The following is a 21,644-nucleotide window of genomic DNA, read 5'->3' as shown; positions in this document are numbered from 1 at the left end:
CCACCTTTATCCCATTCTAAGCTCCAAGGTCTCTTTCCCAGCGCTTGTTCATAGTTGCTGATTGTTTTCCTTGAACCCATCTATACACCTGGTAGGCTCCATAGCTTTGCAAAAGAATCAGTATGGGGATAAAGTCGAGCCTGTACCGGGATTGAATTTCCACCAGCAAATGCGCTCCGATATATAGCAATAAGAGAATCAAATAAAATAATGCCTCATTTCCTTTACCTGTTCGCCATAAAGCAACCATACTTACAATACCAAATGCGCTCATGAGCACATACAGTGGCCTCTCCCACTGGTGAAGACTGGTCTCCAGTTCCCATTTGTCTAATCCCCGCAGGCTCCAATAAGGCGAAGAATCCGACGAACCCCACATATGGACAAGCTTTCTTCCAAATAAGGCGATAAGCTCGCTTTTATTTTCGAGACGTTCTTTTATGATTACAAGCTCCGCCTGGTGGCGCTCCTCGCCAAAAGAATACTGGTTCGTATAGTTGGCGTCCTCCTTATTCCAACTCCCGTTTGTCTGCGCGTTAAGCCCAACCATAAACTTCCAATATTTTTCTCCGCCAAATAACGAATGCTCGGTAACATGAGACGAAGTCAGCAAAATACTGGCTAGTAGTTGTACCAAATAATACACGACAATTATGACTCCCAGCTTGCCGGCCTTACTCGCAGCTTGTCTTTTGATAGGGCCGCGCCATTGCTGCCATATGATTAGAAGGACAAATAAAATAACACCAGCCAAATAGACGCTTCCAATGGGACGCATGAGATGCCCCAAGCCAATCGCTAATCCTGCAAGTACCCAATAGATAACCCGTTCTCTGCCTTTAAGAAGCAGAAAGCATCCCCCTATAAATAAAAACACCGATATATGCTGGTTTGTCAGCACCGAGCACATCAGGATATTGGGAATATAAAAGAGGTACACCACAGCCGCGATTCTTCCACAGCTTTCATGAAATACTTTTGAAGCGGAAAGATAAATTACAATGGCGGTTCCCATGCTAAACAAGACATTCAAGATCTTAAAAAGGATTAAATGATCTCCAAAAAGCTTAATGACACCGGCCTCATACATCGTAAACCCAAGCTGATAAGGAAAGCTGATGTAGTAAGCTGAATTACTAAAAGCAAAGTCCCCCGAAGCCGCCGCTTGTGCCGCATTATACATAAATAGAAAATCCGATTCCGGCAGTGCCGGATTCCATACGATCCAGATCACTCGGCAAACGAAGCCAAGGAAGAGAAATACAACCAGGAAAGCTTTCCGGCTGAGACCGGTAATTGCCCAATGAATAACAAGCAGGGTCACTACTGCCGCCGCTATGAACGCTGCGATCATTTTTAACACCGAATCATAGAAGCTCCATGCGCTTGCAAAGGAAGCAGCGAATATCGTTGCAAAAAACAGTCCGCCTGCTGCAGAGAGAATACGTGTGCGAAAAGTCATACTGCCCCTATCCTTTCAAAGTTTATCCAGCTATGTTACCATAATTTTCTTTATAACGGCATGATTTCATGGAACTAATTTCCTAATCCTTCATCAAAAAAACCATCCCTAAGGACAGCCATGTCAATTTCCCGGGTAATTTATCGAATAACGAATTTTTAATCTTCTGCTATATACGTTCGCCTATACCCGCTGTAAACCGCATTCATACGCTATAGAGTACCTGCCTAAAAAAATGGACTAACAAGCGAAAGATAGCCATTCATTCATAGGGAGATGGATACGTGAAAGCCAAGACACAACTTACGGGGCGAGTTATTTTCAAAGGTGATCCCGGTTACGAGACCGCTCGAAAGAACTGGGACCCGCATACGGACCGGTTTCCGAAAGTATTTGTTTTTGCGAAAAAAACGCGTGATGTAGCAAACGCCATCAAATGGGCACGGGAGCATAAGGTGCCGATCCGCCCGAGAAGCGGCAGGCATGCCCTGGAAACTAACTTGTCGCAAGTAAACGGCGGACTTGTCATCGATACAAGCGAACTGAAGAAGATTACGTTGAATAAAAAAAGCAATACCGCCGTTGTCGAGACCGGTAACCGCGTTGGAAGAATCGTAGATACGCTTGCGCGGCAGGGCTACATGGCGCCATTTGGCGACAGCCCTTCCGTCGGCATCGGCGGCATCACACCCGGAGGAGGAATTGGTCCGCTGCAACGGACGACCGGGCTTATCAGCGACAATCTGCTTGCTCTCGAAATGGTTGATGCCAAGGGCAGAATCATTCGCGCAAGCAAGAAACGCAACTCCGATCTGCTCTGGGCTTCACGGGGTGGCGGCGGCGGCAACTTTGGCGTGTATACCAAATACAAATTCAAAGTGAGACGCGCTCCGGTTCGGGCGACCGTATTCAGTATCACCTGGCCGTGGGAGCAGTTCGAGGAAGTCGTCAAAGCCTGGCAGCGATGGGCGCCTTTCACCAGCACCAAGCTGGGCAGCGAATTATCCGTCGGTCCGAAAAAAGGCGGAAACGTCAGTATGCTAGGTGTCTACCTGGGCTGCAAAAAGAAAGCCCTTAAATTCCTGCAGCCTATCTTAAGCGTCGGAACAACGACCAAAAGGGACATCCAGTCTCTTCCTTGGCTGCAAGCAACCAAGTTCCTGCTGGCTCCGGATCCAATCCTTCCTCAGAAGTTCAGCAACCAGTTCTCCAGCGGTTTCGGCAGACGTCCGTTCCCGGATAAGGCGTTTAAATATATGCGCGAGTTTCTGGAAAAAGCCGAGGGCGGAACACCTGCCGGCTTCTACTTCCTGAACTGGGGAGGAGCGATTAGAAAAATCGCGCCTAGGGCTACCGCTTTCTATTGGCGCGATCCGCATTATTACGTGGAATGGAACAGCTCATGGGTAAAACCGTCGCATGCGGCTAAAAATATTGCCCTGGCTCGCAATACGAGGAAGAAGCTTCAGCCGTTTATCGTAGGGTCCTACATCAACGTGCCGGACCAAGGCATTAAATGCTCCGGTCCCGTCTATTATGGCAAGAACTTCGCGAGACTGCGCAGAGTGAAAGCCAAATACGACCCGCAAAACGTGTTTAACAACCCTCAAAGCATCCCTCCGGCAAAATGAAAAAACGAAAAGGCAGCGGGTCGGACTTGAACCTACAAGTCTGGGACCGTTGCCTTTTTCTAAGACTTTCGGCTGCTCTTTTATGTAGCTGTTTCACCCTGATTGTTAAACAGAATTAATTGATCCAATTTTTCGGCTATCACAATAAATTCATCCGCCCAACCATTACTTATCGAGATTTCTTGCATGGAGCCTGTTGGAGCGATAAAAAATCGTATGTCCTTCATTACATCAATATCCATAGCCGATAATCGAATAATATAACTATCTATTTCTTCTAAGATCTCTGAAACAGAATGGTAAGAGCTCCAAAATAAATCTGTTAAGGGAGACTCGACTCGTGCCCGTAGCTCCTCTAATAAATAGATAACCTTATTGTACTTGTCTGTCATCTTCATCCCTCTATGTTCGTTCTCCAAACTCCACGCCACGAACCTTCGAGAAAACCATCGTATCCCGCAGCGAACCGTCGTTGGCGCGTTTTTCGCTGCGCAAAATCCCTTCAAGCGTAAACCCGGACCGCTCGGCTACTCTAGCACTCTTCGTGTTTCGCGAATCACAGCGGATCTCGATCCGGTTAGCCTCTAATTGATGAATAGCGAACTCCGTAATCGCCTCTACCGCTTCCGATATGTAACCCTGCCCTGCGCAAGATGTCCTCACCCAGTAGCCAGTCTCGAAATTTCGTGCCTGCCAATCCATCCGGTGAAGCCCGCTGCTGCCAACTAATTGACCGGTTTCTTTATGAATGAGAAGCAGCCGCAAATCCGTCCGTTCCAGAAATTCGAGCCGGGACTTCCTAATACTAATCTCAGACTCTTCTATCGTAGGAATTTGGTTCGCCCAAGGCATCCATGGACGCAGCTCCTCAATACTTTCCGTTACTGCCTCGTTAACGGCCGCGCCGTCTCCAAATAAAGGAGCACGAATAAGGAGCCGAGCGCTCTCAAAGCTTTCAGGAATTGTCAGAAGAATGGGATTCGTTCCGAATTGGTTCATCGGTTTCCCCTCCCTTTAGTTGTTATTTTTATACAATTATAGTCCCCCGTTGTATGGGCCCGCAACGATTCCTTTTTGCACCACTTGCTACGGCTTAAGTGGAACAATATGATGGGAGGATTGACTATCACAACTAGAAGGATCAGGACAACATGAGAATTAGAGATTGGGATCGGGATTTAAAAATCCGGCTATTAGGAGAGACCTGCTTTAACGTTATCTTTTGGGTGTTTTACCCGTATCTGTCGATCTATTTCGCGCAATCGTTCGGCAAAAGCTGGACCGGTATCCTGCTCATCCTGTCGCAGGCTTTATCCGTGCTTGTAAACTTATTCGGAGGTTATTTCGCGGACCGGCTTGGGCGGAAAAAGGTCATGGTGTTCGCAGCCAGCGGACAAGCCGATCCATCCCGTTTAGCGAATATATCGGTTATGACGGAACGTTTGCCCTCCTGACCGTGCTTGCCGTACTGTCCGCTGTAATCTATTACATGATGTTTAACCAGTTCGATAAACAAACAGCTTAAAGGCTGAATCCTATGATTCAGCCTTTACCTCGCTAATCGCTTCTTACCTTGTTCTTATACTCGGACGGGTTAATACCATGATATTGCTTGAAGATACGCGCAAAATGGATGCTATTCTCGTAACCAACCCGGTTCGCTACCTCATAGCTTTTAAGCGATGTCGTAAGCAGGAGATCCCGGGCCTTGCGCATCCGGACATTAATGCAATAGGTCCATATCGTCATGCCGGTCTCTTCCTTAAAGAGGATAGCCAGGTAGGCACGGCTCATCGCCACATGGTCGGCCAGCTCCTGCAACCCCCATTTTCCCGCATAATTCTCTTCCACATAACGCTTGACCTGATCGACAATCCTTTGCTGCTGGGTGTTTTTGCTGTTCCTCGCTCCGGCCATAAGAGCGTTCGCTACCTCCTCGAGGCGCCTTACCGCGCATAACCGGAAATAATGACGGACGCTATGCTGCTCCAAAATATCCTCGCCGAGGCCCGCATCTTCTCCCTCTTCATAATCAACGGTAATCTCATGCTTCTTCAGCTCTTCAATGACTAGTCTTGTCCACGCCATTGTCAGCTCATTTAAGATATCGTACCGGCCGTCCACCCATTTCTCCAATACGGCAAGCGTATCCACGATAAGAAGCGGCTGGCGGTGGAGGAATACCGACAATACCATCTCGATCCACTGATCGAGTAGTTCCTTGTGCATCGGCAATTTGTCGAGCAATAGTCGGTTCGCTTCATAGCGGCGCGAGACCTGAATCCTGTCGCAGGCCGTAGCCACGACTTCCTCCAGGGAAGCTTGGTCAACCGGCTTCATAACGTAATCTACCGCACCAAGACGAATGCTCCGCTTCGCATACTCGAAGTCATCGTAGCTGGAAATAACGATACAGGACATCCAGGGGTAACGCGCGTTTATTTCCTCCATGAGCTGCAGCCCGTCCATCAGCGGCATGCGGACATCGGTGATGCAAATATCCGCGAAATGGCCCTCCAGCCATTCCAGCGCCCGGATTCCGTTAGCCATCGCCGCCGATACCATAACTCCATCCATCTCCGATAAACGCGCGGTTAAGCTTTGCCGAATCAGCTGTTCATCATCTACGATCAAAATTCTGTTCATCCCGCTCCCCCTCTATTTCCATACCGTCATTTGCTATCCGCAGCGGCAGTCCGATCTCTACAAATGCCCCGCCGCCAGCCCGGTTGCCGAACCGGATATCCGCTTCTTCCGCATACAGCATATGCAGGCGGTAGATCAGGTTGGACAAGCCAACGCCTTTATAATCATAGGTAAACCGCCGGCCGGCAGCCACTTCCGCATTCAGCCTGGATAAGGTCTGCTCGGCAAATCCCTGCCCGTCATCGCTAACCTTCAGCCTTAATCGGTTCCATCGGACGACATCCGCTTCGATTCGAATCGTCACCGATTCGGCCGTTGTTTCCCGCGTATGCTTGATGCAGTTCTCAACCAACGGTTGCAGGACGGCCTTCGGACAGCCCGCGCCATGCAAGTCTTCGGGGATATCGAAAGCAAAGGTTACCTCGTCGCCGAAACGCACCTTCATAATCGCCAAATAATCCTCCGCATGCTTCATCTCGTCTTTCAAGGTAACGACGCGGTCCTTGTAATCCGAGGTGTACCTCAGCATGCGGGAGAGCGCAACGGCAACATGTCCGACATTCGGATTCCCGGCTATTAAAGCCATGGAATTAATCGTCTCGAGCGTATTGTACAGAAAATGCGAGTTAATCTGGGACTGCAGGGCCGAAATCACCGCCTGATGCTGCTGAACCCTTGTTTCCGCCAGGTCGTGAATGGATTGCTCCAGATGACCCAGCAGGTTATTAAAGGACAAGCTAAGGTCGGTAACTTCGTCATTGCCGTCCACGTCCGCGCGGATGTTAAAGTTATTCTTAACCTGCGTAATAACCATCGCATGCCTAAGCTTGGCAATACGTCTTACAACGGAAGATGATGCCCAGTAAGTGAGAATTATAGAAATAATCAAAGCGCTTAACGAGATCACAATCGTGACGCCCCGTACATAATAGATGCTGCCGGCTATTTTTTTATAAGGAATGATGGCTAGAATTTTCCAATCCGTCCGCTCAATCGTCTGATAAACAATCAGGTCCTTGCTGCGTTTATCGTAGACGGTACCTTTGGGACGTTCAGCAACCTGCTTGATGATCCTTTCATCCATCGTATTCATCACTTCGCCGGAATCCGAGTGATGAATAATCATGCCTGCCGAATCGATTACCGCAGCCTCGCTGCCGCTTGCAATGTCGATCTGGCTCATAATGTTTTGAGACGGCGTAAGCGAGATATCCATCGTCACATACCCGTTATAGAACTGCTTGAACAAGGTGAGCACCGGCTTCTCTACCTTGAGGTTGGACTTATCCGTATAATAATCCGATAGTCTCGGAATAAATTTCACCTTTTCGTATTTGCCCGAGTCCAGCAGGAACGGTTCGTTGCGTAAACTGTACTGGGCGGACAATGTTGTCCCGTTCGTAAAATGCTGTTCCATCCCGTCAGGATTATAGATGGTTACCGATAAAACCTCGGGATACTGAAGAAATACCCGGTTTAAATAGTTTTCCTTAATCCGTTCGTAATAGCGGACTGTCGTGGAGGTTATTTTGTCGCCATCGGAGGATTGCAGCCATTCCCTGAATTCAAGGCTGCTTCCGAGCAGCAGAAAGATCGTCTCGTACTCCGTATAATACCGGTCCAGGTTCAAATTGGCCTGCGTGAGAATCTGATTGCTCAGGCGGTCAATGTCTTTGCCTACGGATCGCATCGTCTGGTTGTAGCTGAAAAATCCGATCGCCGAAACGGTAAAGACAAGAATCGTCACGATAAGAATGACAAACTTCCATTTGAGCGATCTTTTCATTCGGGTCGTGATAGCTTTGAGCAATGCCGTATGACCTCCCGTTTCTTTATAAATCTAGGATGAATCTACTCTAAAGCGAACCCTGCCGGTTGGCAAGAAGATGATGGAGAACCGCAGCAAACGTTACCGTCCGCTGCGGCTTCCAGTGTTACCTTTTACTGCAAAACGTAAGCAAGCAATCGTTCCATCATGACAGCCGTTTCCGCCCGGTTCAAATAGCCGGTTGGCGATAACAGCCTTTTGTTTCCTTCCATAAGCCCCGTCTGTACCAAGCGAGACGCTGCCTCCTTCGCATAAGGAGCCAGCTGACTGCTGTCCTCGAACGATCCTAGAACATCGGCATCGGTAATAGAAAGCGGCTTTGTTCCCGTTTGCTGCAAGGCACGGTCAACCAAAACAAACATCTCCTGGCGGGTTATCGCATTAGCCGGATGGAACTTACCGTCTCCCATGCCTGTCGCAATGCCTAGACTGCCCGCAATGCCTACCGCGTCGGCGTAATAAGCGGTTGTCTGCACATCCTCAAAGGATACGCGGGACTGGGCTTGCAAACCAAGCGTCTCCACGAGCAGCTTAAGGAAATCGGCGCGGGTGATGTTGAGCTCCGGACGATACAGCTTCTCGGATACGCCTTTAATGATTTGTCTTGCAGCTAACTTCTCTATGGATTTGCGTGCCCATTCATAGGAGCCAAGATCCTCGAATGTCCGGGATACATTAGCTACGGCATACGTACTGAAATGATGAACGGTAAATAACATGGCTTTGGCATCCTGGTCATAACGATCGCTCCGAATCCAGGTCGGCTTGCCGGACGGATCCACATACCAGACGGTAAGAAGCTCTGGATTATTCCGTTCAGCGGCAGTAACATCGTAGGGCACTATTACCTTGACGGGGGCCTGCGGGTTATCGTAAGTAATGGCCTTGCCGTCAATGGCAATGGACAGATCGATCGCCGATGCAATCTTGCCATACGGAATAATGCCGGATGAAAGGTGAGCCTGCTGAATCTGCAGCGTTACCTTCTGAGCGTCTGCAACTGCCGGATTGTTAGCCAGCATTTTTCCCGGCAAGTACAAGGTGCCACGCTTCGATCGCAGAACAATCAGATCCGTTGCTTCGCCCGCATGAATAAACTTGGCAGGAAGCTCCACTCCGTACCCCTTGTCTTCGGCGGCATCCGGTAATTGAATGTTAATGAGGCGTTCACCATCCTGATTCCGCTCTGCTTGTGCGAGCGCCTCTTCCAGCAATTGAGAATCAAGCTTGAATACGCCGCCCTCCGGCAAGGCTCCATTCTTCCAGCTAATGATGACCGCCCCATCGCTGCCCAAGGTGATAACCGGTTTTGCCGGGTCCGCCGTTGAGCCCGTACTCGGATTTGTACCGGTAGACGGCTTTGCCGTCGTTACTTGCAGAGTTGGACCATTGACAGATTCGTTGCCGGCTTCGTCAATGGCCTCCACCTTAAACGCATAAACCGTCCCAGGCGTAAGATTGTTAACGGTCCATGCGGTGCCCTCTGCCTCGGATACAAGATTCCCGTTCATATAAATCCGGTACCCGGTCACCTTATTCTGATCAACGGCAGGCGTCCACTCGAGGCCAACCGTTGTTGAGGCGACGTGAACAGGCGTGATCACACTACCGGTCAGCCATACCGGCGGACGCGTATCCGTCGGAATTTCAATGGCAGGATCTGCCGTCGATGGCCCAAACACACTCCAATTCCCTGCAGAATCCGCAGCTTCTATCTTGTAGACGGCTTGCGTATCCTGATTCGCGATATCGGTATACGCCCTTGCAGACCCGTCGGTCTCCGCAATGACTATACCGTTGCGGTATAATCGGTACCCATTCACCCCGATATTGTCTGTTGCGGAATCCCATTGGAGCTGTATCCCTTCATCCGTTTTTTCCGAAGAAATCCGTGAGCCGGTCGGCCATTGCGGATAGATGGAATCCTGCTGCATCGTTCGGGTGTTTTCCACTGCCAAAGGCTCCGAAACGTTGCCCGCCGAATCTACAGCCTCAACATGGAAGGAATAATTCGTATCTTCATCCAGCCCCGCCGCAAAATAATTCCGGATTGCTCCGTTTACGATGGCGGTCAGTCTATACCCGACATAAATCCGGTAGCTGTCTACAGCCGCATTATCTATGGCCGCAGGCCAGTTCAGCCAAGCTCCGGAATCCGTAACGGCAGCGGTATTAAGCTTGCTACCCGCTGCCCAATGCGGCGGCTCCGTGTCAGCAGCTGCGGTATGCAATATAACGGCTTGGCTATTTCCCTTGTTGCCTGCCGCGTCTATGGCTGTAATATGAATACTGTAAGCTTTTCCCGGCTGTAAATGCTCCAGTTGATAAGAACGGGTATCTCCCGATCCCGATACAACCGCCACTTCCGAATCATCCAAATAGATGGCATAAGAGTCGACTCCGTATTGGTCATTGGCACTCTGCCAGCTTACAACGGCACCGTTTCGGGTAATTCCGGACAGCTCCGGTGCCGAAGCCGAAGGCCAGACCGGCGCTTCCACGTCAGCTGATGGCATCTCAATAGAAGCGGCCGGACCGCCTATGCTTTCGTGTACCGCATCCAGCGCTTCGATCTTAAAAGCGTAGGTTTTGCCAGGCGTCAATCCGTTGACATCATAGGTGCGGCGATCCGCGGAAACGTCGGCTATTGCGTTACCGTCTTGATAAATCCGGTAGCCGTTAAGGCCAACATCGTCAGCTGCCGGGCTCCATGACAGACGAGCGCTTTGAGGATGGACAACCTCCGCTTCAAGCGTGCCGTTCTCCCATACTGGAGGATTCTTGTCCCCGGGTACTGCTTCCGTCCCTATCAGCAAGTAAGGACGATACGCTGCCCCCGCTCCCGTTGCCTCCTTCGAATACATATCCACGTTCTGGTCCAGCCAGCTGTCATCCGTCAGCTTGAAGCTGACTACCTTGTCTCCGTTTGCTTCCCCAATCACGTAATCGGTAACCGGAATCGACTTCCAATACCCGGAATTGCGTACGGTTGTGCTGCCAAGCAGCGTCCCGTCGGCCGGTTTATTGCTCCAGTTCAGCGTTGTTTCCGTCCAACCGTCACCCGTGTCATACGCATTCATGCCGATATCCAGATTTGGGGTTTGCACGGCGTATACATACACATTTAAGCTTGCGGAATAAATGCTGCCCTCTATCGAATCAAGCGGGAACTTCATATACACTCTGCGGTTGTTGCCCGTATTTTTATTCTGGTCGCTTCCGGAAACTCCGGCTGCGTTCTTATATCTCAGGTATGCGAGATCCTTATTGTTGGTACCGTCACCGCCCAAAACCGCCGGAGCTTGAATAAATACATCATCGCTTGGCGCGATTTGTTTTTCCGTTCTAACAACGCCTTGCGAAGTCTGTACGTTAAGCTCCGGACCGCCGGATGTCCAATGCCCGGCCGCATCCCTGGCTTCAATCCGGATACGGTAAGATTGGCCCGGTTGAAGCGACGAGAGCGTATATTGCCTTACTTCTCCGCCTACCGCGGCCGCTTCCGTATCATTCAAGTAAATCCGATATCCGGTTACGCCGGTCTCATCTTCGGCGGAAGTCCAGCTCAGCGTAACGGCTTTGTCCGTCAAGGATGAGTATGCCAGCTTGCGGTCCGACGGCCATGCCGGCGCGGTTGTATCCTCCCGACCTTCCGCGGCTACTACGGCTGAAGGACCGGCTGTCGACCAGTTGCCCGCGCGATCAGCCGCTTCAACGCGGAATGTATGGGCCTTCTCTACTGGCAGTCCATTAACTTCATAGGAAGTTACGGACGGAGGAAGCGTAACCAGCTCGACTGAACCGTAGAAGATCCGGTACGCCGCAATTCCGCCAGCATCATGAGCCGGCTCCCAAGCCAGCGTTAAACCGCTTGAAGCTTTGCCAGATAGGGTCAAGACGGAGGAACCCCATACCGGGCTTTGCCGGTCCGAAACTCCCGTTGTCTTGAACATCGCCACCGGACCGCCTGCCGAGAGATTGCCCTCCTCGTCCTTCGCTTCAACCCGCACCACATACAGGGTGTTTGGCAGCAAGCCCTGAAGCTTATAAGTGGTTTTCTCTGTTTCTCCTTCAAGCTGACCGTTCACGTACAGCCTATACCCTGTTACCGAACCGTCATCGACGCCAGCCGGCCAGCTTAAGGCGCTGCTGCTGTCGTCAAGCTCCGCCACCGTCAGGAAAGAGCCCTTTTTCCAGCCCGGCAGCGTATGATCTTCTCCTACCGGCGTTGTGACTAGCAATTGACTGCTCCGCAAGGATGAATTCCCATCCTTGTCAAAGGCTTCGATTTCAAAAGTATACTTGCTACCCGGAGCAAGTCCGGTTACGTCGACCTTATGCACATTCGAAGCGGTCTCCGTAAGAAGCTTGCCGTTCCTATAAATCCGGTAGCCTTGAACTCCCTTATCGTCCTTGGCAACCGGCCAGCTTAAGGTAACGGAGGTTGGAGAAGGCTGCGACGCGCCAAAGCTGCTCCCGCTTCCGTATGGCCATACCGGTGCCGTCAGCTGCGCCGACTTCGCCGGTACTTCAAGCGACGGGAACGACTTAGGCTGTTCCTTATCCCCGCCAAGCACAACCGTTACCTCACGGGAACCGTTCTTCAGGAAGGAACGGCTGAATGTCTGGCTGACGCCGTTATAGGTTACCGTAATTTCGTAATCACCGAAAAATCCGCTTGTCTTGTAACGTCCGCTTGCGTCCGTCGCACCCGTTACGTCCGTCCACCACTCGCCATAGACCAGATCGCGCCAAGCCTCTCCGGATGGCTTCAGGCTCCAGTCGTTGCGGAACAACGGAGCATTGTTCTGCCAATGGGCGCCGTCCCAGAAGCCCCACATCGTAAACGACGTCACGTTCGGATGACTGAACATCGCAATCAACAAATCCCGCGTGAACTTGCCCTGTACATCCTCGCGCGGCGAGTTCATATCAAACTCCGTAATCGCAACCTCGGGAGCATACTGCGCAAAATGCGAGACTTGATTATAGAAGGCCATCGGACTTACCGGCGTACTGCCGAAATGGGCCTGAATGCCAACGCCGTCAATCGGTGCCCCTTGTTCCTTCAAGCTGCTCAGAATATTCGAGAAGCTTTCGATAACCGGCGCATCCACGCCGAGAATTTGCGTCTCGTTGACGAACAGCTTCGCGTTTGGATCGGCTTCCTTCGCCTCCTTGAACCATTCGGCCGCAAACGCGTCGCCGTATTTATCGCGGATCAGATGGTTCAGAACCGGCTCGTTCAGCACATCCCAGTCCTGTACTCTATTTCTGAAATAACCGGCTGTTTCGTGGATATGATTCTCGATGCGTGTCGCCAGCTGTTCCTTATCCTCCAGCAAGCCGGGAATATCCGCCGGGAGTCTAGAAGCATTATCCCATAGCAGATTATGCCCGCGAATGGAGAAGCCATTTTGTCCCAGCCAATTATAGGCCTGAACCGCTTTGGCTTTGTCTGACTCCCACCAAGGCCACTTCATCTCGTTCTCCATCACGACGGAGTTGAAGTTTTCCTTCAGCTTCGCTCTGTATGTCTCAGCGTTCGCATCCGTGCCCATCAGCATGGAACTGTTCACCGCCGTGCCGAATTTGAACTCATGGTTTGTCATAGCCACATGGACGTTTGCCCCTTCTATAGGACTTCCCTGTTCATCGGTAACGGTAACGCCAATATCCCCTTTGCGATATTGTTCGATGCGCTGCTCGGCTTCGGCACGCCACGGGGCGTCGTCCTCCATGCCCTCGTACGTAACGGGCGTGCTTGGCAGCTCTTCAAAAGTAACCGCTTTCATAAAGTTGATGAGCTTCAGATCGGCAACCTCTATCACTTGCGGCTTGTAACCGAGACGCAGCGTCACATGCGACTCGCCGGCCGGCATATCAACCGCAGCCTTGATTGGGACAATGAACTTTTTCCATTGCACCGGAATGGCAACCGTCTCCGTCAGCGACTTCTCCCACGTTCCCGTCTTCTCCAGCACAAGCGACATCTGCCCCTCGCCTGTCTCTACCGTCGAACTAACGGTTCTCGCATAAAAAGTTGCCAGCAGGACATCATCCTTGGCAATCGCTCCTTCTATGGGCAGCTCGTACTGAAATAAATACGTGCTTGTCGGCTGCTTTACGGTCTTGAACCGGAGCGCTTTCGTAAAATCCTGACCGTCAACGGTTACGCTCTCCATGGAGCCATAAGCTGCCGCTTCCGGATTCAACATTGCGCCGGGCTTCTCCAAATGATCGATCAATACCTGACTTCCTTGAATAGCTCCCAGTTCTTCTTCAGTCCACACTTTGGCATAAGCCCGTCCGGCAAATACCGGCATCGCAAGCAGCGTGCAGACCAGCATGGCGGATATCCACCGAAAAACGCGATGACGCATGTTGTTCACCCTTTCCAAGTGTGCTCCCTCCCCCGGAGTTCATGTCCGAAAGAGGGAGCCTTTAGCTTATTTACGGTTTGCGTTATACCAATCCGTCATTTCCTTGATCGCTTGGTCGCCGCCTTGCTTTTTCCAGCTGGCCACAAATTCGTCGAAGTAATCGAGCGGTTTTTCGCCCAGCACGATTTTGGCGGCCGCCTCTTGGAACAAGCTTCCCTGATAGGACAGCTCTGCGTTTTTCGTAATCGCTTCGGATGGAGCCATACCCGCAGTCGGGTTGGTGATCCCTTCGTTGCGCGACGTTTCAATCGTCTGAATCAGCTTTGTGTAAGCAGCATCGTTATTGATTTTCACTTTCTGCGCAGCATCGTTAAATCCGTGCAGCGTAAATACCGCTTGGCGCCATTTGACGTCCTTGTCGGCATCGGCATTATACTTCAGCTCGCTGCCTTCCTTCGTGTAGGTCTCGCCCTCGATGCCCAGATCCGCGAACAGCTGCCCTTCGTCCGTAATCAGCCAGTCGAACATTTGGACGATCGCTTCCGGATTTTTGGCTTTGTTGCTGACGACAAAGGTTTTCAGCACCGGCTTCTCTACGCGGCCTACTTCTCCGTCATAACCAACGCCATGCGGAGTCGGAATCGCTACGACATCCGGATTTTTGCCAGGCAGCAGCGTTGTCAGCTCCTTCTGCCACGAATCCCATACGCCAAACACGACATGATCCCACGATCCTACAAGATCGGATTTGATTTTCTGATCCCATGCCGCGCGGGTATTGGTCAGAAATTCCTTGTCGATCAGATTTTCTTTGTACATCGTGCTGAGCAAGCCAAGCGCCTGCTTCATATTCGGGGATACAAAGCCCGGCATAACCTGGCCATCGCTGAGCGTATTGGAATCCAGGTTTACGCCGTACATGCCGAGAATGTTATCCATCCATTCGAACTTCTCGCGGCTGGAGAACGGAATCTCATCCTTCTTGCCGTTGCCGTTCGGATCCTTGTCGCGGAATGCCCGGAGCATATCCAGGAATTCATCCGATGTTTTCGGCACCTGCAGATTCAGCTTATCCATCCAGTCCTTGCGAACGTAGATGACGCGTTCTGCCGGAGCATTGCCCTGCGCGACCTGCGGAATCGCGAGAATTTTACCGTTCAGCGTTACGGCGTCCCAAGCGGACTGCGGAATATTTTTGAGCAGATTCTGCCCGTATTTCTCCAGGTAAGGCTTTAGGTCAAGTGCCAGGTCATTGGTAACGAGCTCCGAGTTCTCGATCCCCCACACCATATGTACATCCGGAATCTCGCCGGAAGCGAATTTGAGACGAAGCTGCTCCATATAGTTCTCATGCGGTAAGAAGGTAATATCGAGATCGGTATTTGTCTTATTGGCCAAATATTTGACCGTTGGCAGATCCATCGATTTGCCAGGCGGAATCTGCTCGGCGTTATTGGATACGAACAGGCTGATCTTGGCAGGCGCTGCCGTTTTCTCGCCTGCGTTCGCCGAAGCCGACGGCGTGTTCGAAGCAGATGAGCTTGGCGTCTCTTTATTGTTGCCGCCGCATGCCGTAGTTGCTACCGCCAGCGCCGCAATACAGGCGACGGCAAGGCTTTTTCTGTAAACGATTTTCATAGAATATGACCCTCCTAAGTTTAATGAAACGGATTATTCCTATTTCAACCGGCCTTTCGCGGCACTCACCTCCTTACATGTTAACTTCTCTCTTAACCGCTTGCCCATTGCCAAATTATTCTTTTACCGAGCCGAGCAAGGCGCCTTTAATGAAATGCTTCTGCAGAAACGGGTAGATGATAATAACCGGCACCGTCGCTACGATAATCGTCGCCATTTGCAGTCCCTGCGGCGTCAGCTTGGAGGACAGCTCCAGCACCGATGAAGCTCCGCCTGCCGAATCCATGTCGAATTGCGAGATGAGATTATATAAGTACAGCTGCAGCGGCTGTTTCGCCGGATCCGTTACATAAAGGAGCGGACCCAGATAGTTGTTCCAGTGTCCCACCGCGTAGAACAGGATCAACGTAACGTTAATCGGCATGGATAGCGGCGTTACAATCCGCCAGAGGATCCCGTACTCCGACATCCCGTCCACTCTGGCCGCTTCGAACAGCTCTTCAGGAATAGAACGGAGGAACGTAATGCACAGCATCATGTTAAAAGCGCTTAAGGCGCCGGGAACGATAAGCGCCCATATGCTGTTAAGCAGATGCAATTCTTTGATCAAGAGATACATGGGCACCATCGGCGCCTGGAAAATCATCGTAAAAATAATGAACAGCAGAATAGGCTTCCGTCCGCCAAGCCAGGACTTGGACAGCGGGTATGACGTGAGCAGCGTCATGACCATATTGATGGTTGTTCCGACAATAACGATAACCGCCGTCACGCCGAACGATCGCCAGAATACGCGGTTATGGATGACAAAATCGTAATTGTCGAAGCTCAGCCCTACCGGCCACAAAAATACCTCCGAATGCGTGATCGCTTCATTGGAGCTGAGCGAACCGGCAATGACGTAAAGCAGCGGCACAACCACTGCCAAGCAGAAAAAGGCGAGCAAAATATAATTAAATGCGTCAAATGTGGCTTCGCCAAACGTACGTCTGATTCTCATGCTGCACCTCCTTAATAAATGCCTTCGCCGGTTGTCCATTTGCTGATCCGGTTAGCGACCACAAGCAAGACAAAGCCGATTAATGATTTGAACAGCCCGATCGCGGTCGTGATGCTGTATTGCCCTTGCAGAATGCCAACGCGATAGGTGTAGGTATCCAGCACGTCGCCGGTTTCGAATACGGCCGGATTCAGGAACTGATAGATTTGCTCGAAGCCGGAATCCAAGATATGACCGATCTTAAGCAGCAGCAAAATCATAATGGCCGGCAGCAGTCCTGGCAGCGAGATATGGAGAAACTGCTTGAACCGATTCGCGCCGTCGATTTTGGCCGCTTCGTAGAGCGAAGGGCTGATCCCGGCAAGCGCTGCAATAAAGATAATGGCGTTCCAACCCATCTCCTTCCAGATTCCCGACGTGATGATGATGGTTCGGAAGTAATCCGGCACTTGCAGGAAGGCGATGCCGTCTTCCGCTCTGCCGATCAGCTGGTTCACAAAGCCGTTTGTAGGAGACAGAAGCATGTAGGACAAGCCAAAGACAATGGTCCACGATAAAAAGTGAGGCAGGTACAAAACCGTTTGCACGATTCGTTTGTAGGCCATTTTCCGAACCTCGTTCAGCATAAGGGCCAGAAGGATCGGCAGCGGGAACGCAAAAACAACCTGGTACAAGCTGATAACCAGCGTGTTTCTCATCAGCCGACCGAAGTTCGGATACTCGAAAAGCTGCTGAAACCATTTGAAGCCAACCCAATCGCTGCCGGAGAAGCCTTTAAAAATATTGAAGTCCTGGAAGGCTATAAAGCTTCCGGCCAGCGGCAGGTACTTAAATACGAGAAAATAGAGAATACCCGGTATAAGCATCAGGTAAAAAGCCCGGTGGCGCTTTACGTAACGCCATATCCCTCTCTTGGGAACATCCGCTTGCCCGCCCGGTTTAGCAACCGTTGATATCGACATTTTTTTCACTCCATCGGTGTGGGATTCAATTCGTATCCTCATTATAGGATTGGCCTGGGGCACCAACAATGTGACCATAATTCGATTTACTGCAGTAATCGTTCGAACTATGGGATCGGAAAATAAAAAGGCTGAGCCCGGTTACAGGCCCAACCTATTTCTTCTATAAATTAACTTTTCACCGCGATACGCCCTTTGAAAAACAGCTCGGATGCTTCCGTCTCATCCAGCTCGCCGTCCAGGATCCGCTTCACGTCCTCCAACGTTTCGTACAGGGACAGCCATTCGCCCGCCTTATTCGTATAAGGCTCCGAGACGAAAAACGGCTGAGTCAGATAAGACTCCAGTCTCTCCCCCCGTTTATACAGCTGCGAATCGGACTCCGTTATTTTATCAAGCCCGTGCGTGGTGACAATTAATCGCAACTCTCTATAACGTCGAAGCAGCTTGCGCGCTCGTTGCTGCAACGCAAGATGCGCTGCATCCAAGTAATTGCCTTCCGAGATCGTCGAGGTGGAAGTGATAGGATCAATCGCCGGATACATGCCTCGGCTGATCAAATCCGAATCGAATCGCCATAACGTATCGAGCGGCCCGTAAGCTTCGGCAGCCGAATCGTCCGCAACCGCGTAAGCCATATCGACCAACGCGACCGTGATTGGTCTTGCACCCGCTTCCTTCAAGCTTTCCTTAAGCGAGAAAAGCTCCCCGCTTAATACGGTGCTGCGGTCAACGCCCAGCAAAATATCCTTCTCTTCGCGAAGCTTAACGATCTGCTTGTATATGTCATCCCTTGTTGCAAGCACATATTCGGATTGTTCTTTAACATGGCTAATGCCCGGAGCATCGGTACCCGGATCCCAAAAAATCGTCGTATAACCCCTTTTGTTCATACGGTGCATAAATTCGGCTAACAAAACAAGCTGCCCCATATTGGGTCTGGCTACAAAACCAACCGTTCCGCCCCGCACAACCGGTACGAGCAAATCCAGCGCTTTGATTCCGGTTTCGATCATCCTCATCCCGCTCCCTCGAATAATGAGTTCATCAAGACTACAACCTGCTAATGCGGCTAAAGCAACCAGTGTGCGAACTTCCGCACGGCCAACGGGTATTTTCCCCGTACAGAGATTGGAGACGGTGGCTGCCCGAAGACCAGCTGTCCGTGCGGCAGAAGTAAGATTGGGTACGCGACGACGCAATAGCGGAACGTTAAGCTGTAACTCTTCCTCCATTTTTTAGCACCTCCTTACTTTATATAGTAATCACAATTACTCTAAAGCGCAATCTATATTTGTAAAAAAATGTGAACGGGGATTGAATACCCTAATCTACCAACTTCCTATTTTTAACAAGAAATTTGTCACTTTTTATGCTACGATAAAGTTTGAATAAGTAAATTAACTCTAGTATTGGAGGCGCTTTCGGAGATGAGTCAAGAACAAGTAGCTGAAGGGTATTTTGGAGAATTCGGCGGCAGCTTTGTCCCGCCTGAGCTGAAGGAAGTGCTGGACTACTTAAGCGCGCAATTCAACAAGTTCAAGGATGATCCGGAATTTAAGGAAGAACTGGACTACTATCTGAAGGAATATGTCGGCCGCGAAAACCCTCTGACTTACGCCGAACAGCTGACGAACGCTTGGGGCGGCGCAAAAATCTACCTGAAGCGCGAGGACTTGAATCATACCGGCGCTCACAAAATCAATAACGTGGTAGGCCAGATCCTGCTCGCCAAACGGATGGGCGCAAAACGCGTCATTGCCGAGACGGGCGCGGGCCAGCATGGCGTTGCAACGGCAACCGCCTGCGCGATGTTTAATATGGACTGCGTCATCTATATGGGCGCGGAGGATACGCGCCGTCAAGCGCTGAACGTATTCCGGATGGAGCTGCTTGGCGCTACCGTCGTGCCGGTAGACAAAGGTCAAGGCCGCCTGAAGGATGCCGTTGACGAAGCGCTGAACGATCTGGTTGCCAACTACAAAAACACGTTCTACCTCCTGGGTTCGGCCGTAGGCCCGCATCCGTTCCCAACGATGGTTAAGCACTTCCAATCGATCATCAGCGAAGAATCAAAGCGTCAGATTCTGGCCAAGGAAGGCCGTCTTCCGGATGCCGTTATCGCCTGCGCCGGCGGCGGCAGCAATGCAATTGGCGCTTTCGCCCATTACATCGACGAGCCTTCCGTACGCCTGATCGGCGTGGAACCGGATCAAGCGCCAACCTTGACCGAAGGCGTGCCCGGCATCATTCACGGCTTCAAATGTCTCGTGCTGCTTGATGAAGAAGGCAATCCTAGAAAAACGTACTCTATCGCGGCCGGCCTCGATTATCCGGGTATCGGACCGGAGCACAGCCATCTGAAAGTCAGCGGCCGTGCCGAATACGTTACCGTAAGCAACGATGAAGTGCTTGCAGCATTCCAGGAGCTGTCTCGTACGGAGGGCATTATCCCTGCGCTTGAAAGCGCCCATGCGGTTGCCCACGCGAAAAAGCTCGCTCCAACGATGAGCAAGGACGAAATCATCATTATCAATCTGTCCGGCCGCGGCGATAAAGACGTGGAGCAAGTATTCCACATGCTTCATAAATAGCGTTTAACTGCAGCTTCTGCCTCTTGGGCGGGGCTGCCTTTTTTTTGACTGCCCGGAAGCGTATACTTGAAATAGACTTTTATGGTCTGCAGTTACAGCGTTGTTCGTGTAATAATTTCTTTTTGGGAGGTACATAAAACGTATGAGTTATGAAACGTATTTTTCGGAACGTAGAGAGCAGCAGCTGGAGGAGCTTAAAGAATTTTTGAGAATTCCAAGCATTTCGGCGCTGTCTGAGCATAAGCAGGACATGATCAAAGCTGCCGAGTGGGTGGCAGGCAAGCTCGAGGCCGCTGGCCTTGAGAACGTAAAGATTCATCAGACGGCCGGACATCCGATCGTATATGCCGATCATCTTCATGCGCCGGGCAAACCAACGGTCCTTGTCTACGGCCATTATGACGTACAGCCGGTCGATCCGCTTAATCTGTGGGAGACGCCGCCGTTTGAACCAACGGAACGTGACGGCAAGCTGTATGCGCGCGGGGCAACGGACGATAAAGGGCAGGTATTCCTGCATATCAAAGCCGTTGAAGCCTTACTCAAGCAAGAACAGCAGCTTCCGGTAAACGTGAAGTTCTGCATCGAAGGCGAAGAAGAAATTTCGAGCCCTAGCCTGCTGACCTTCTTGAATGAGAAGCAAGAGCTCCTCGCAACGGATGCCGTGCTTATCTCGGATACATCCCTTATTGAAAAAGGCAAACCTGCCATCTCGACGGGACTGCGCGGTCTTTGCTCGCTTGAGCTGACCATTAACGCTTCGAATACGGACCTGCACTCGGGTACATACGGCGGCGGCGTTCCAAATGCGCTCCATGCCATGGTTGAACTGCTTGCTTCTCTGCATGACAAGCAAGGCCGCATTACGGTGGAAGGCTTCTACGAAGGCGTTCCCGAGCTGACGGCAGCTATGCATGAAGAGTTCGAGAAACAGAAATTCAACGAAGAGCAGCTGAAGAAAACGCTTGGACTCGGCAACTTGTACGGAGAAGAAGGCTATACGTTTGTGGAGCGCACCGGCGCCCGTCCAACGCTGGAGCTGAACGGCGTATGGGGCGGCTTCCAGGGCGAAGGCACCAAGACCGTGATTCCGAAGGAAGCGCATGCGAAGATCACCTGCCGCCTGGTTGGCCAACAGGATCCGCAGCGCATTCTGGATGCCATCATCGCGCATCTTCATGCGAATGTGCAGCAAGGCGTGAAGTTAACTGTGAAGCCGGGCGAAAAAGCGCGCGCCTTCGATATGGATCCGTCGATCCCGCTTTTGCAAACGGCAGCGGACGCATACGAAGCGGTATACGGCACACGCGCGTTGTTCACCAAGGACGGCGGTTCGATCCCGATCGTGGAGACCTTCTCCCGCCAACTGTCAGCTCCTGTTATCATGATGGGCTTTGGCTTGCCGGACGAGAATCTCCATGCTCCTAACGAGCACTTCAATCTCGAGAACTTCGACAAAGGCTTGCTGACAATCGTGGAGTTTTTGAAAAGAGTTTAACT

General features: G+C 51.2%; 13 protein-coding genes and 1 pseudogene. 4 read left to right on the top strand and 10 right to left on the bottom strand.

Annotated elements, in window-relative coordinates; all coding sequences use genetic code 11:
• Nucleotides 1–16 precede the first annotated feature (16 nt).
• Complete coding sequence (locus WFJ73_RS16455) at nt 17–1,462, bottom strand: glycosyltransferase family 39 protein (protein WP_336774105.1); 1,446 nt, start codon at nt 1,460–1,462, stop codon at nt 17–19.
• Between the two features lie 284 nt (nt 1,463–1,746).
• On the opposite strand from WFJ73_RS16455, the gene WFJ73_RS16450 reads away from it, so the two are divergent.
• Nucleotides 1,747–3,093 (top strand): FAD-binding oxidoreductase, encoded by a 1,347-nt coding sequence (locus WFJ73_RS16450; protein ID WP_336774104.1) that lies wholly within the window; start codon nt 1,747–1,749, stop codon nt 3,091–3,093.
• Between the two features lie 80 nt (nt 3,094–3,173).
• Here WFJ73_RS16450 and WFJ73_RS16445 read toward each other — a convergent pair whose 3' ends face one another.
• Nucleotides 3,174–3,485: a hypothetical protein gene (locus WFJ73_RS16445; protein ID WP_336774103.1), complete on the bottom strand. Its 312-nt coding sequence runs from the start codon at nt 3,483–3,485 to the stop codon at nt 3,174–3,176.
• Between the two features lie 10 nt (nt 3,486–3,495).
• Nucleotides 3,496–4,092, bottom strand: coding sequence for a GNAT family N-acetyltransferase (locus tag WFJ73_RS16440; protein WP_336774102.1), 597 nt, complete (start codon nt 4,090–4,092; stop codon nt 3,496–3,498).
• Between the two features lie 152 nt (nt 4,093–4,244).
• Between WFJ73_RS16440 and WFJ73_RS16435 the strand changes: the two are divergent.
• Nucleotides 4,245–4,490, top strand: a pseudogene (locus tag WFJ73_RS16435) (MFS transporter); the annotation flags it as partial.
• 160 nt (nt 4,491–4,650) lie between these two features.
• Here the strand turns inward: WFJ73_RS16435 and WFJ73_RS16430 are convergent.
• The 7 genes from WFJ73_RS16430 to WFJ73_RS16400 form a co-directional block, all read right to left on the bottom strand.
• Nucleotides 4,651–5,739, bottom strand: coding sequence for a response regulator transcription factor (locus WFJ73_RS16430; RefSeq protein ID WP_336774101.1), 1,089 nt, complete (start codon nt 5,737–5,739; stop codon nt 4,651–4,653).
• Nucleotides 5,714–7,549, bottom strand: a complete 1,836-nt coding sequence (locus WFJ73_RS16425; RefSeq protein ID WP_336774100.1) for a sensor histidine kinase — start codon at nt 7,547–7,549, stop codon at nt 5,714–5,716. The genes WFJ73_RS16430 and WFJ73_RS16425 overlap by 26 nt, the downstream gene beginning before the upstream one ends.
• Before the next feature lie 131 nt (nt 7,550–7,680).
• Nucleotides 7,681–13,959, bottom strand: a complete 6,279-nt coding sequence (locus WFJ73_RS16420; RefSeq protein ID WP_336774442.1) for a fibronectin type III domain-containing protein — start codon at nt 13,957–13,959, stop codon at nt 7,681–7,683.
• 57 nt (nt 13,960–14,016) lie between these two features.
• On the bottom strand, nt 14,017–15,588 hold the full coding sequence (locus WFJ73_RS16415; protein ID WP_336774099.1) for an extracellular solute-binding protein: 1,572 nt from the start codon (nt 15,586–15,588) through the stop codon (nt 14,017–14,019).
• 115 nt (nt 15,589–15,703) lie between these two features.
• Entirely contained in the window at nt 15,704–16,588 is an 885-nt protein-coding gene (locus WFJ73_RS16410) for a carbohydrate ABC transporter permease (protein WP_336774098.1), read from the bottom strand.
• An 11-nt stretch (nt 16,589–16,599) separates the two neighbouring features.
• The gene (locus WFJ73_RS16405) at nt 16,600–17,550 is read right to left on the bottom strand and encodes an ABC transporter permease (protein ID WP_336774097.1); all 951 of its coding nucleotides are present in this window, start codon (nt 17,548–17,550) and stop codon (nt 16,600–16,602) included.
• A 170-nt stretch (nt 17,551–17,720) separates the two neighbouring features.
• Nucleotides 17,721–18,785, bottom strand: coding sequence for an ATP synthase beta subunit C-terminal domain-containing protein (locus WFJ73_RS16400; RefSeq protein ID WP_336774096.1), 1,065 nt, complete (start codon nt 18,783–18,785; stop codon nt 17,721–17,723).
• Nucleotides 18,786–18,980: 195 nt separating this feature from the next.
• On the opposite strand from WFJ73_RS16400, the gene trpB reads away from it, so the two are divergent.
• Both trpB and WFJ73_RS16390 read left to right on the top strand, forming a co-directional pair.
• Nucleotides 18,981–20,144 carry a tryptophan synthase subunit beta gene (trpB, locus tag WFJ73_RS16395; protein ID WP_336774095.1) on the top strand — a complete coding sequence of 388 codons (1,164 nt, stop codon included), beginning with the start codon at nt 18,981–18,983 and terminating at the stop codon, nt 20,142–20,144.
• Between the two features lie 142 nt (nt 20,145–20,286).
• Nucleotides 20,287–21,642, top strand: coding sequence for a dipeptidase (locus tag WFJ73_RS16390; protein ID WP_336774094.1), 1,356 nt, complete (start codon nt 20,287–20,289; stop codon nt 21,640–21,642).
• Nucleotides 21,643–21,644 lie beyond the last annotated feature (2 nt).

Origin of the sequence: Paenibacillus sp. MMO-58, assembly GCF_037146255.1 — a bacterium.
GTDB lineage: Bacteria > Bacillota > Bacilli > Paenibacillales > Paenibacillaceae > Pristimantibacillus.
The sequence above is the reverse complement of the archived record's forward strand: the minus strand, read 5'-3'. Positions and strand labels throughout refer to the sequence as shown.